Here is a 12,453-nt window from a genome sequence, read left to right as displayed (position 1 = left end):
TGAGAGAAACCGATGTTGTTCAAAATTTTAGTAATTCTCCACACCCTAGGGGCGACCGTCTGGGCCGGTGGTCATTTATTGTTGGCAGTCACCGTTCTACCCCAGGCCCTCAAAAACCGAGAACCAGACCGAATTCGTCAATTTGAGCAATATTTTGAAGGTTTTGGGTTATCTGCGCTATTGTTGCAGGTGATAACAGGCCTAGGACTGACTTGGATTTATTTGCCCGGATTTCGTGATTTTTGGTCATTTGATAGTTTTTTGTCGGTTTATATAGGAATTAAGTTAGCTTTACTGCTCTTAACTCTCATCTTGGCCCTTCATTCCCGCTTTTTTCTCCTTCCTCAACTGAGCGAGGAAAACTTAAATTTCCTCGCCCTGCACATAGTCGCCGTCACCACTCTAGCAGTATTATTCGTCATTTTCGGTGCCGGCATCCGTTTGGGGGGCTTGACCATTAGCTTTTAGCAGTTCAGCAGTCTGGAGACCTTTATAGGCTAGGTTTGGCGAAAACGCCAAAATAGGCTAATCTGGGTAAGGGATCACAGAGAGTCCCTTTTCCCACCTAACCCTTGCCCTGCTGTTGTTGGCAAGGATAGACAATGGAAAAAAGTTTTCAGCCCCGCTGCGGTTAGATAGTCACTGGCAGTAAAATTAATATGCTCGTGGATTCGGTCTGACGGGGATATATCCTTTAAACCCTGATTCAGGCAGGAGTTAGAGGAAGGATCGTCCAGTTAAGGTTGAGTGGAAGCGAGGCTCTTCCATACAAGTATCAAATCTGGGAGAATTATCTAAATAAAGATCAACTGCTTTAGGAGAACCCAATCATGTCTATTGTTTTTCAATTTTTTCTCATTGCCCTAGTTTTATTTTCCTTGCTGATGGTAATTGGTGTCCCCGTTGCCTATGCTTCCCCCCAAAACTGGGACCAATCGAAACCCCTTCTCTATCTGGGTTCGGCAATTTGGGCAATTTTAGTGGTTGCCGTCGCTATTTTAAACTTTTTAGTGATTTAGCCTTGATCAGCAGTCAGGAGACAGGAGGAGATAGGGTGATAGGGTGATGAGACAGTTTCCCCACCTCCCCACTACCCCATCTCCCCACCTCCCCACACCCCACACCCCACACCCCACACCCCACACCTTATGACTGTTTTTGAGGGAAATTTTACCGAGGATATATCCTCTTTGCGCTTTGCGGTCGTGATTGGTCGTTTTAATGATCTCGTCACCGATAAACTGTTATCAGGCTGTCAAGACTGTCTCAAGCGTCACGGGGTTGATGTTAATCCCGATGGCACTCAAGTGGATTATATCTGGGTACCGGGTAGCTTTGAAGTGCCAATGGTAGCCCGTCAAGTCGCCCTTTCCCACCGTTACGATGCCGTTATTTGTCTAGGGGCAATTATTCGCGGCCAAACGCCCCATTTTGACTACGTTGCCGCCGAGGCCGCTAAAGGTATCGCTGCGGCCGCTTTTCAGACGGGTGTTCCCGTTGTCTTCGGTATTCTCACCACTGATACTCTACAACAGGCCCTCGAACGGGCCGGTATTAAAAGTAATTTGGGCTGGAATTATGGCCTATCTGCCCTAGAAATGGCTAGTCTCATGCGTCAATTGCGTCCCCGGGATGAAGATAAACCCCTAGAATTATTGCAAAATAATCCCCAACAGGCACTGATAGAAGGCTAGGAAAATTCCGCCAGCATTGAGGGTTTTAGCTGTCCCCACTCCCCCGGAGTTCCACTGATGAGCGAAGCTGAACAGAACAAATATATTAACCAACTCAGACGGCAATTAGTCAACGCTGTCGAGAGGATCAAGACTCTGGAATTAGACCTAGAACCAGAGGGGCGGATTACAGAAGCTTTTGAGGCTATGGAACGGCATATAGATGAAAAATTTGCCGCAGTGGATGAAAAATTCGCCGCCATTGACAAGCGTTTTGATCGCTTGGAACATCAGTTCAACCGACTACAGGCGAAGATAGAAGTGGTTCTCGAAGCTATTACGGGTTTGGGGGACTTGCCGGAAAATGAATCATTGTAAAAAAATACTCCAAACCACTTGACAAATGCGCTGAGATTTGGCAAGATTGGAAGAGTGCGAAAAAAAAGGCTTGCGGGCATAGCTCAGTGGTAGAGCGTCACCTTGCCAAGGTGAATGTCGCGCGTTCGAATCGCGTTGCCCGCTTAGAAAAATCAGGAAATAAATCTTAATATTGGGGTGAATAATTCAAAGGCATCCCTTAAGATGGGAATTACCCGTGAGCAATAGGGTTGAGGATTTGGGGCAACCGTTGAATCCCTTAGCTATTGACCGCAGGCGACTAAAAACAACCGTTTATAAACAAAAATTTAGCTTGTGCGACCGTATAAATATACCAAAATCGACCAACACCAAGACTATCCCTGTCCCTGTCGTCGGAAAGGGAGATTATGCCCAATTTTATTGACCGATGCCTTTGGTTGCGATCGCTGTCAACAGATATTTGTGCTCCAGGAAAACGGTCAAATTATCGAACAATTAGCCCCCCACTATCCCTATAAACGCACTTGGCGCTGGACGGGATTTCGTTGGGTGAGTACCAATCAGCGCCTTGGGCAAGAGGTATTACCCCTGATGATGGGGATAATTCTGTTATTATCGATCGTCTGGCTACCCTTAATTTTAAAATCACCGCCGGGGGTAAGCGTAATTTTTGGGGCAATTCTAGTTATGCTATTAGTTATTTTGCCTGCGTTCATCTTTTGGTTAGCCTATCGACGCTAGACAACAATCAATCTATCAATTTATGAGCGAAAGTTCCCCCAAAACCCCCCTGACGATCTTTAAGCAAGCATACAATGCTTTTCTGGCTCTAGGTCAATTTAATGGCAACGAAAGAAATCGCGGGGTAATTGCGATCGCTAAGGGCATTAAAACTGGCTTTGATCGCATTTTAGAAGCCAATACCCTCGATTTAGAAGTCAGTCGAGAGATGGCTGTCTCAGAACAAATGATTCGCTGGTTAAGGTTAACTCCCGAACGTTTAGAGACGACGGTGGAGGTATTACAACAACTAGCGGAAGCATCGGATCCGCTGCAACAGGTAATTAACGCGGCCTATCAACTTAATCCTTCCCAAACCTATTGCCAAAGGATGCCCTTAGGAGTGATTGCCTTAGTCTATGAAGGTTTTCCGGAATTAGCGATGGTAGCGGCGGGATTTTCCCTAAAAAGTGGCAATAGTTTGATTATTCGCGGTTCCAATGCTTCTAGTCATTCCGATGGGGTGATTACGGAAATTATCCAAGAAGCATTGCAAGATGTGGGTTTACCGCTGGATTGTCTGAGTGGTTTACCCTGTGATTGTAGTCCCTCCCTAGAGGAGTTAGTGACCCAGGAAAATTATGTTAATTTGATTATTCCCTACGGTCGCCCTAGTTTAATCGGTCAGGTGAGTCAATTGGCCACGGTTCCCGTTTTGCGTGCGGCCATGGGAAACTGTTATTTGTATTGGTCTCCCAGTGGCGATTTGGAGTTAGCCCGTCAGGTAATTATCGATAGTCATGGCAGCATACCCGATCCGGTTAATGCGATCGAAAAAGTTTTAATTAGTCCCCATCAGAATTCTTCGACTTTAAGTCGTTTGTTTAAAAGTTTGCAGGAAAAAGGCTTTAAATTGCGGGGGGATACCCGATTAGCGGCGGATTTTCCGGAACATTTAACCATGGCCACCGATAATGATTGGCAAAGACCCTATTTAGAAAAAACGGTGGCCTTTAGGTTAGTGGATACCCTTACTGATGCGATCGCTTGGATTAATAAGTATAGTAGCGGTCATGCCGATTGTATTGTCACCGAATCCTATCGAGAAAGTCGTCAATTCGCCATGGAGTCCGATAGTGCTTTAGTTTATATCAATTCTTCCCCCCGATTCGATCGCAATCCCAAACAGGGAGAATCGGTATTTTTGGGCATTTCCAACCAAAAAGGCCAGCGTCGGGGCTTAATCAACCTAGAAACCTTTACCACCCTTAAACAGGTGGTGCAGGGGTAGTTGTGGTCAACTGGATATTGTTAGGGTTGGCCGAATAAATCTAAAAACCTTATCCAACAAGGTTTTTAGACTTTTTTTCCCTCAAAAAGTGCCGACCCTTGGAGTGATACCAAATCCGTTTTTAATAGTGTGATTAACTCTCAAGTTATGAATTGTTTCTCCCCACACCCTGCCCCCACGAAAAACTTTTTGCCGCAAACCCTTGTTAAGTCGAGCGCGAGAGCAGAGAGGAAGAGGAATAACTTCGGACAGTGAGCAGCAAGGGCAAAATTTTGTTCTTAGCTGATCTGGGGGGGTTCTTCTTGACCCTCTTGGGAGGGCCGAGGGAGCGAACCGGGTTGAGGCTGAGAGGTCCAGTCGATTCGCTCCCCAGCGATCGCACCCAAGCTCCGACCGATCTCTGCCCCCGCCGCACCGGCCACGAGCTTACCGATCGCCCTACCGACCAAAGCACTTCCTGTTTCCCCGACAAAACTACTGCCCGTCTTGATCGTCCAATCCCTCACGTCTGTCTGCTCGGGGGAGGCTTCCTCAGAGGGCTTTCCTTGCCGCTCCACTTGTTGATTAAAGGCAACCGCCGTATTTTCCCCTAACTGTCCCCCGAAAACCTCTCCGGCCAGAGCGCCTACCATGCCGCCCGCGGGCCCGGCGATGACCGTCCCCAGAATTGCGCCGCCCGCCGTCCCCAGGGTTTCACCGAGCTTCTCGCCGCTTTTCTTGCTCAGGTGTTCTGCGATCTCGATGGGATTTGCTCCCGCCTGAGCCTTGCCGGGCTCGGGGTGGACAATTTCGTGGGTGACATCATAGCCTAACTTTGCTCCGGTGGTGCTGCCGGCAAAAGCACCCACTTGAGCGCCCAAAACCGCCCCCCCTGGTCCGAGTGCCGAACCAATCGCCCCGCCGATCACGCCGCCGGCCACTTGTCCTGCCGACATTCCCAGGAAAGCGCCGCCAACGGCCGCCGGATCCACTGCTTGGCTGATTTGGCTGGCGATTTGCCCGGTGGCCGAGACGACGGAGTCGGCGGTTGCCGTTGCCTTTTCCAGGGCGGTCTGCCCCACTTGACTGGCCTGTTCGGTCAGGGGTTTGACTGCTTCCACCGCCGTTTCCATGAGAACTTGGCCCGTGTCTTGGGTAGCTTTGAGGAGGGGGTTAGCGGCTTCGAGAACGGAGTCGCTTGCTGCCTGCCATTGCTGGGCGGCCGCTTCGCCCGCGGTTTTTGCCGCCCGAGCGATCTGGTTTGCCACTTGCCCGGCAGCGGCCAAGAAACTGGCGGGATTGTGAGTAAATTTTTCCCCCGTTGAGGCGGATGAATCTGAATTGGCCATTACCTCTATCCTCCTGAGATTACCCCCGGAGCTACCGGGTTGGATCATTATTTGGCAAAAATTAGAACTGCCAAGAGTTTCAGCTATTTTAGCCTATTTCCTTGGCTTTGGATGGACTCAAAGACTTGTAGAATGGACATTATAGCAATTTATGTCTTAGGATATAAATCAAAACAATCGGCTATTTTGCCCTTAATTTATACCTATAAACTGAAATTACTGGGCTTATTTTTCTGCTCTTAATTCCTTCTATTATCATTATGTCAGATCATCAAGCTAGTTATGCTGTCAATGCAATGTTAGGTCGATTGTATTTGAAAAATAAGGCGTTTCAGTCCCTAAGTTTTGAGGAACAACAGTCGATAGTTTTGGACATAATTAAAGAATCATACCTTTGCGATGTCAATATCGGCGAAATTCTCACTAATGAGTGTTTTTCTGATTTTGACGATGTTGACGAACAGAGAACGATAGCAACGATATTTCAAATTTGTTCCTACTGTGGTCAAGCATCAGCTAACGTACAAGACTATGGAGATTATTTTAGCAAAGCAGGAATTTGTTCCGATTGTCTTGCCAAACATTTCCCCGATAGTTAAGTAGGTAGGCACAATTATTTGTAGGATGGGTTAGCGGTAGCGTAACCCATGCGGGCGTTGGGTTTCATGCTTCAACCCAACCTACGTTTATTTTATATTTAATTCCACCCACCTACTTATAGGAGATAATTTAATCTCAACCTAGGGATAATCAATATTCAACAATTGTTGAGGAAGGAAGACAAGAAGAAGCCATCAATTTGCTTCTAAGTCAATTAAATCGGCCTATAGGTGGCATTGCTGCCGAATTATCTGCCCATATCCCCAGTCTTTCCCGATAAAATTTATAAAACTGAGGATAAGCTTGATTAGATTTTCGGTCAGTAGAGAATTGAGAACAATGGCGAGAAAATGAGCGTTTTTAACTGAAATTACTGTCCAAATAAAACCGAACTATTGCCGGCTCCTTGGAACAAGATCCAAGTCATCAGCAGATTAGATACAAAAATCGCTAAGAGCATAGTGACTACGGCTGCGGTAGTAGCTTGGCCGACTCCTTTAGCACCGCCATCGGTCGTTAAACCCCAATTACAGCCGATAATCGCGATTAAAGCCCCAAAAACCAACCCTTTAACCGGTCCACTCAGCACATCTCCCACACGCAGGAAACCGCGAACCGAGTCGAGAAAAACTGAATTGGCAATGCCGTATAAACTTTGGCCGACCAGCAAACCGCTACCCAAACCGATCAGCAACGCCATAACACTCAAAGCGGGAACCATCAGACAACAGGCAATTAAACGAGGCAGCACCAGATACTCCACGGGATCGGTTTTGAGCATATAGAGTGCGTCGATCTGCTCTGTCACCTTCATGGTACCGATTTCCGCCGCAAAAGCCGATCCTACCCGACCGGCTACCACGATCGCCATCATAATCGGACAGAGTTCCCGACCGAGAGCAAGGGCCAAAATTCCCCCCACCATACTGCCGGCGCCCAAGGCTTGGAACTCCCGGGCCACTTGGATGGTAAAGATCATGCCGATCACCGCAGCCGTGATCATAGCGATAATCAGTGAGGCGGGCCCAGCTGCCACCATTTGTTCTTGAGTGACGCGCCAATCGGGTTTGCGCGTGAATAGGAAGTAAAAAACCCTGCCGGTTAATAGTAGCGCTAACCAACAGCGCCGAAACCAAGAGCTTAATTCCTTGCTAAAAATTGCCAATAAATCCTTCATGGCCCTCAAAATCGATCGGACTAGAGAAAAGTCTATCCTGTTTTGTCTTCTAACTCCCATTTTCTGCCACGCTATGGATAGCGCAGAATTTTTATCTCAAATGTCGGGGTGGAGACCCTCGCGCTTAGTGGGACGGGATAAAACCCCGACCAATATAAAACAGCACTTCGACACATTTCGACACATTTCGATATGCTCAATAGACCTCTTGTAAAAATCAAAAATTGTTGTTAGGGTTAGGAGTCAGGAGTCAGGAGTCAGGAGAATTAGGAATGAACAATAATCAATTAAATGGTCTATTAAATGGTCTATTTAAGGATTTTATGCAATTTAATCCTTATTCTTAAGTAGGTAGGCACAATTATTTGTAGGATGGGTTAGCGGTAGCGTAACCCATGCGGGCGTTGGGTTTCATGCTTCAACCCAACCTACGTTCATTTTATATTTAATTCCACCCACCTACTTACCGTTTTTGAACCCTCAAAAATTAATTATGCAAGAGGTTTAATGTAAAAAGGCTCAATGTAAAAGCTCAGGGACACGAAGCACGACACTTCGACAAGCTCAGTGTCCACTAAAATCTTGACAATCTGTACTGTAAAGTTAGCACAAAATAAATTGTTTGAGGTGAATCAACAATGATGATCTTAGAAATGAAAGCAGTGATCAAACCAAGTCAGTTTTCTGCCATAGATGAAGCTATTCGTACAGTACAATTCATCGACCATCGTTAATATTTTGGTGAAGTTGTTGAGATGAGATTATCGCCTATTATTTCATTTTAGCTAACTTTGGTATCCTTGAGGAGAGGGATAAAGCAGGGTACATCTTATTTTTGTAAATCTAGCAAGTTGGGATTTTTACGCAAAAACTCTCTGATAAAATTGGGCATTACTTCCGATTTTATTACTCAATCCCAGCTTTTGGGGGGTAGAACCCCCCAAACCCGGCAGCGCATTAGCTTTTCGGTGGGATGCTTACAGGCAGCTGCTGATATATCTGTGATAATTCAAGAATCACTGATAATTGCTGATTGTCGGTATTTCTGCAAATGTCAGATGCAGCCATAAAGTAGGATGAGGGCATCTCAGTGGACATTGGGGCTAAATGAGGTTATATTTTATCTAGAGAAGAACGTTTGTATGTCGCAACGATAATGAGTAATTCACTGCCAAAATATCTAGAGGAAATCACAGGCATTTATCAACAGGGTAACGCCACAGAACACAGTTATCGTCCTGCTTTAAAAAAATTAATTGAATCCCTAAATAATAACCTACAAGCTCTCAATGAACCCAAAAGGATTGCTTGTGGCGCTCCGGATTTTGTGATTAATCAGGGTATAGTAGAAATTGGCCATCTGGAAGCAAAAGATATCGGAACTTCTCTCAAAAAGGTTGAAAATACTCCCCAAATAAAACGTTATTTACAGGCTTTAGGTAATTTAATTATCACCGATCATTTAGAATTTCGTTGGTATGTATCGGGAGAATTGCGTCTATCAGCTGCCGTGGCAAGTCTTAATCAAAAAAAGCAAATTAAACCTGATTCCCAGGGTATTTTACAAGTAGAACAATTGTTCTGTCAATTTTTCCTCTCAAAAGTTATTCAGATAACAACACCGCGAGAATTAGCCAAAAAAATGGCCGCTTTAGCGCAGTTAATTCGAGATGCAATCGGCCAAGCTTTAAAAGATCAAGATTGCGGGGGAATGTTGCGGCAACAATTGCAATCTTTTCAACGAGTTTTAATTAGTGATCTCAATGAAGCGCAGTTTGCGGATATGTATGCACAAACAATCTGTTATGGTTTATTCGCAGCACGCTGTAATACGGATCAAATAAGTTCTTTTTCCAGGGAAACGGCGGGATTTCGACTACCGAAAACTAACCCTTTTTTGCGGGGAATTTTTCATCAAATTGCTGGTACAGAATTAGATGAGCGGATTACTTGGGCCGTAGATACTCTAGCGACTATTTTACAACAAACGGACATGGATGGTATTCTTAGCAGCTTTGGAAAACGCACGCGCAAGCAGGATCCTGTGGTTCACTTTTATGAGACTTTTTTAGCAGAATACGATAGTAAAATGCGTGAGTCTAGGGGGGTTTATTATACCCCTGAACCCGTGGTTTCTTACATGGTTCGCAGTGTGGACTATATTCTAAAAAATAAGTTTCAGATTCCTAAAGGTTTGGCCGATGCTAAAAAAATTACGATTAAAAATCCTAATAATAGCCAAGAAAATCAGGAAGTTCACCAAGTTTTAATCCTCGATCCTGCTGTGGGAACTGGCACTTTTTTACACTCGGTTATCGACCATATCTATGACAGTTTTCGTCAACAGAAAGGGATGTGGTCTAGTTATGTTAGTAAACATTTATTACCCCGTCTCTTTGGGTTTGAGTTACTGATGGCTCCCTACACCGTAGCACACATGAAATTAGGTTTACAACTTCAGGAATTAGGCTATGATTTTAGTGCCGATGAACGCTTGGGAATCTATCTCACTAACACCCTACAGGAAGCTTTTCAAATTCCCCCTGCTGATGGGTTTTTAAATCGCATTCGCGATGAAGCAGCTGCGGCAAAAGATGTTAAGCAAGAAATGCCAGTTATGGTGATTTTAGGCAATCCACCCTATTCCTATCAGTCGATGAATACTGACCCTTGGATTGTGAATTTGGTTAAGGATTATTATCAATTAGATGGAAAACCATTGGGAGAGAGAAACCCTAAAGGTTTATTAGATGATTATGTGAAGTTTATTCGCTTTGCTCAGTATCGGGTAGCGGAAACTGGTTATGGAGTTGTGGCGTTAATTACAAATCATGGTTATTTGGATAATCCCACTTTTCGGGGAATGCGTCAAAATTTGATGCAGACTTTTGATGAGATTTATGTTTTAGATTTGCATGGGAATAGTAAGAAAAAAGAAGTTTGTCCCGATGGTTCAACCGATCAAAATGTGTTTGATATTCAGCAAGGTGTAGCGATTGCATTTTTTATTAAGTATCAAGATAGTCAGCAAGATTTAGCCAAGGTTTATCATGCTGATTTGTGGGGTGTTAGAGAGGTTAAAGAGAATAAGGAGTTAGTTGGTGGTAAGTATCATTGGTTAGATGAAAATGATATTAGTTCAACTGAATGGTTAGATATAGAGCCTAAAAAGCCATTTTATTTGTTAAGAAGTCAATCAGAAGAATTGTTGGGTGAATATAATAAATATCATAGAATTGATGAAATATATATTACTCATATCTATGGTTTCAAGAGTCATCGTGATCACTTTGCTATAGATTTCGATAAAGAGCAGATAGTTAAACGAATTACTGAATTAGTTAATCAAGATAAATTAGACAATTCTTTTTCTGATAAATATGATTTAGGAAAGTGGAATTGGAAGAAAGCATCTACAGCTTTGAAACAAGAGATAGACTTGTGGAGATTCCTTGACTTATGCGCTTATAGACCCTTCGACAATAGGTTTATGTTTTATTCTGATTATGTTATGGATAGAACAAGACCTGATTTAAGAAACCATATATTTAACAAAGAAAATTTGTGTTTAGTTTGTTCTCGTCAAATAGCAAATAATGAATATAGACATTTTTGGATAACTGACTTAGTTCCTAATGATTGTTTGATTTCAAATATCACGAAAGAATCTAACCATAACTTCCCCCTTTATCTTTATCCAACCAATACCCCAACCCTATTTGAAACAGAACCAACCAACTCGCCAAATGGTCGCCGTCCCAATCTAGCGCCTGAATTTATTAAGGAACTTTCGGCAAAACTTGAATTAGAATTTATCAGTGATGGCAAAGGAGACAAAAAGAAAACCTTTGGACCAGAAGACATTTTTAACTATATCTATGCTGTCTTTCACTCTCCCCAATATCGCCAACGTTACGCCGAATTTTTAAAAATAGACTTTCCTCGTGTTCCTCTCACCAGTAATCAAGAATTATTCTGGGAATTAGTCAAAAAAGGTGACAGATTAGTGCAGTTACACCTGATGAAAGCAACGGGAAAAGAAATTAGTAGCTATCCCGTGGCAGGTTCCAATATAGTCGAACAGGTGAAATATGACGAAAATAAACAACAAATTTCGATTAATTCTGACCAGTATTTTGCGGGGATTCCGCCCCAAATTTGGAACTTTTATATCGGCGGTTATCAAGTGTGTCAGAAGTGGCTAAAAGACCGCAAAGGTCGCCACCTTAGCTACGATGACCTAGAACATTATCAACAAATTATCTCCATTTTGGGCGAATTGATCGCAATTATGGAAACTATAGATATAATTATCAATAAATATGGTGGTTTCCCCTTTAGTTAAGCCACCGGTGAGAGAAGATTAACTTAATTTTTGCCCACTGGCAAGAGTCCCTTTTCACCGATAAGTGGGTGGGTGGAATTAAATATAAGATGAACGTAGGTTGGGTTGAAGCATGAAACCCAACGCCTGCATGGGTTACGCTACCGCTAACCCATCCTACAAATAATTGTGCCTCCCTACTTAAATGATTCTCCACTCCCAAGGATGCTCTCTTATTCTTCGTGTCCTCTGTGTCTGGAGTGGTTCCTTCCACTCGCTTGCTGACAGGACTGTATCAACGAAAATAAACAACAAATTTTGCTATCCTGGAGGGTAGGGATAAAGTAAGTTTCCCGTTTCTTTTCTTAATTCCCTAATTTCAGTTTTTAACAATTCTCTGACTTCCTGCTCTGCTGATTCTCTGCTATAACCGAATATAAATTTAAGATTAGTGTCACAATCTCGAACGGGATAAATTTTCTCTTGAATACACTTAAATCCATAAATTTCAATATCTTTTAAAATTAATTGTTCTAAACACCATATTTTACCTTGAAGGTAGTCAGTAATCTGATTAGTTTCAGGAACATTTAAATTTTTCAAGCAGCGTTTATCTCCCGTGAGTAAATAGCTTAAATTATTTTGTTTATTCAAGTAGCTAACATAACTGATGAGAATAGCCTCACCTATATCTATTCCTTCGATTTTCTGTAATTGAATAAAATCCTCTTGATTGATATTATTGATTGATATTTTATCGCAGGTTTCAACCACAGATAAAGCGTATTCTAGGTTATATTTAACAGGGTTTTTCTTCCTTTTTTGTTGCGCTTGCCTTTTAAATTTATATTGAAATGTCTGAAGAATTTTAACTTGATTAATCTCAACTCCAAAGGTATTGAGGGTTTTCTCAAATAAGCCATAGGTGGACAATTTTAGGATAATGTCATTATCCAAACAATAAAGAGAATCAGTCAAGG

The 12,453-nt window shown here is 43.2% G+C and carries 12 protein-coding genes, 1 tRNA gene and 1 pseudogene; 11 read left to right on the top strand and 3 right to left on the bottom strand.

Features of this window, described 5'->3' with window-relative positions; all coding sequences use genetic code 11:
- The first annotated feature begins 12 nt into the window (after positions 1–12).
- From MICAI_RS09460 to MICAI_RS09430, 7 genes are all read left to right on the top strand, one after another.
- Positions 13–468, top strand: a complete 456-nt coding sequence (locus tag MICAI_RS09460; RefSeq protein WP_008200901.1) for a CopD family protein — start codon at positions 13–15, stop codon at positions 466–468.
- A 362-nt stretch (positions 469–830) separates the two neighbouring features.
- Complete coding sequence (psbZ, locus tag MICAI_RS09455) at positions 831–1,019, top strand: photosystem II reaction center protein PsbZ (protein ID WP_004160875.1); 189 nt, start codon at positions 831–833, stop codon at positions 1,017–1,019.
- Between the two features lie 129 nt (positions 1,020–1,148).
- Positions 1,149–1,694 carry a 6,7-dimethyl-8-ribityllumazine synthase gene (ribH, locus tag MICAI_RS09450; RefSeq protein WP_008200898.1) on the top strand — a complete coding sequence of 182 codons (546 nt, stop codon included), beginning with the start codon at positions 1,149–1,151 and terminating at the stop codon, positions 1,692–1,694.
- 57 nt (positions 1,695–1,751) lie between these two features.
- Positions 1,752–2,051, top strand: coding sequence for a hypothetical protein (locus tag MICAI_RS09445; protein WP_008200896.1), 300 nt, complete (start codon positions 1,752–1,754; stop codon positions 2,049–2,051).
- Positions 2,052–2,123: 72 nt separating this feature from the next.
- Positions 2,124–2,195: transfer RNA gene (locus tag MICAI_RS09440), tRNA-Gly, on the top strand.
- A gap of 171 nt (positions 2,196–2,366) precedes the next feature.
- Entirely contained in the window at positions 2,367–2,774 is a 408-nt protein-coding gene (locus tag MICAI_RS09435) for a hypothetical protein (RefSeq protein WP_008200892.1), read from the top strand.
- Between the two features lie 22 nt (positions 2,775–2,796).
- The gene (locus MICAI_RS09430) at positions 2,797–4,044 is read left to right on the top strand and encodes a glutamate-5-semialdehyde dehydrogenase (RefSeq protein WP_008200891.1); all 1,248 of its coding nucleotides are present in this window, start codon (positions 2,797–2,799) and stop codon (positions 4,042–4,044) included.
- Positions 4,045–4,322: 278 nt separating this feature from the next.
- Here MICAI_RS09430 and MICAI_RS09425 read toward each other — a convergent pair whose 3' ends face one another.
- Complete coding sequence (locus MICAI_RS09425; protein ID WP_008200889.1) at positions 4,323–5,372, bottom strand: hypothetical protein; 1,050 nt, start codon at positions 5,370–5,372, stop codon at positions 4,323–4,325.
- 260 nt (positions 5,373–5,632) lie between these two features.
- Between MICAI_RS09425 and MICAI_RS09420 the strand changes: the two genes are divergently transcribed.
- Both MICAI_RS09420 and MICAI_RS27570 read left to right on the top strand, forming a co-directional pair.
- Positions 5,633–5,971 carry a hypothetical protein gene (locus MICAI_RS09420; RefSeq protein ID WP_008200887.1) on the top strand — a complete coding sequence of 113 codons (339 nt, stop codon included), beginning with the start codon at positions 5,633–5,635 and terminating at the stop codon, positions 5,969–5,971.
- Between the two features lie 164 nt (positions 5,972–6,135).
- Complete coding sequence (locus tag MICAI_RS27570) at positions 6,136–6,252, top strand: DUF4351 domain-containing protein (RefSeq protein WP_071989031.1); 117 nt, start codon at positions 6,136–6,138, stop codon at positions 6,250–6,252.
- 90 nt (positions 6,253–6,342) lie between these two features.
- On the opposite strand, the gene MICAI_RS09415 is transcribed toward MICAI_RS27570, so the two are convergent.
- A complete protein-coding gene (locus MICAI_RS09415) occupies positions 6,343–7,149 on the bottom strand; it encodes an MlaE family lipid ABC transporter permease subunit (protein WP_008200884.1) in 807 nt (268 codons plus the stop codon).
- 638 nt (positions 7,150–7,787) lie between these two features.
- Here MICAI_RS09415 and MICAI_RS27020 point away from each other — a divergent pair.
- Together MICAI_RS27020 and MICAI_RS09410 are read left to right on the top strand one after the other, a co-directional pair.
- Positions 7,788–7,880: pseudogene (locus tag MICAI_RS27020) on the top strand (transposase); the annotation flags it as partial.
- A gap of 425 nt (positions 7,881–8,305) precedes the next feature.
- Complete coding sequence (locus MICAI_RS09410) at positions 8,306–11,494, top strand: type ISP restriction/modification enzyme (protein WP_008200879.1); 3,189 nt, start codon at positions 8,306–8,308, stop codon at positions 11,492–11,494.
- A 300-nt stretch (positions 11,495–11,794) separates the two neighbouring features.
- Here the strand turns inward: MICAI_RS09410 and MICAI_RS09405 are convergent, their stop codons facing one another.
- Entirely contained in the window at positions 11,795–12,451 is a 657-nt protein-coding gene (locus tag MICAI_RS09405) for a hypothetical protein (RefSeq protein ID WP_008200876.1), read from the bottom strand.
- Between the last annotated feature and the right edge of the window lie 2 nt (positions 12,452–12,453).

The sequence above is a fragment of the Microcystis sp. T1-4 genome (genome assembly GCF_000297435.1).
Taxonomy (GTDB): domain Bacteria; phylum Cyanobacteriota; class Cyanobacteriia; order Cyanobacteriales; family Microcystaceae; genus Microcystis.
This window is presented reverse-complemented; position numbering and strand designations above follow the sequence as displayed.

What these genes read in the sequence shown, in the direction of transcription:
- MICAI_RS09420 (WP_008200887.1), top strand. Translation starts at nt 5,633, where the DNA reads ATGTCAGATCATCAAGCTAGTTATGCTGTCAATGCAATGTTAGGTCGA.
- MICAI_RS09445 (WP_008200896.1), top strand. Translation starts at nt 1,752, where the DNA reads ATGAGCGAAGCTGAACAGAACAAATATATTAACCAACTCAGACGGCAA.
- ribH (WP_008200898.1), top strand. Translation starts at nt 1,149, where the DNA reads ATGACTGTTTTTGAGGGAAATTTTACCGAGGATATATCCTCTTTGCGC.
- MICAI_RS09415 (WP_008200884.1), bottom strand. Translation starts at nt 7,149, where the DNA reads ATGAAGGATTTATTGGCAATTTTTAGCAAGGAATTAAGCTCTTGGTTT.
- MICAI_RS09460 (WP_008200901.1), top strand. Translation starts at nt 13, where the DNA reads ATGTTGTTCAAAATTTTAGTAATTCTCCACACCCTAGGGGCGACCGTC.
- MICAI_RS09410 (WP_008200879.1), top strand. Translation starts at nt 8,306, where the DNA reads ATGAGTAATTCACTGCCAAAATATCTAGAGGAAATCACAGGCATTTAT.
- psbZ (WP_004160875.1), top strand. Translation starts at nt 831, where the DNA reads ATGTCTATTGTTTTTCAATTTTTTCTCATTGCCCTAGTTTTATTTTCC.
- MICAI_RS09430 (WP_008200891.1), top strand. Translation starts at nt 2,797, where the DNA reads ATGAGCGAAAGTTCCCCCAAAACCCCCCTGACGATCTTTAAGCAAGCA.
- MICAI_RS09425 (WP_008200889.1), bottom strand. Translation starts at nt 5,372, where the DNA reads ATGGCCAATTCAGATTCATCCGCCTCAACGGGGGAAAAATTTACTCAC.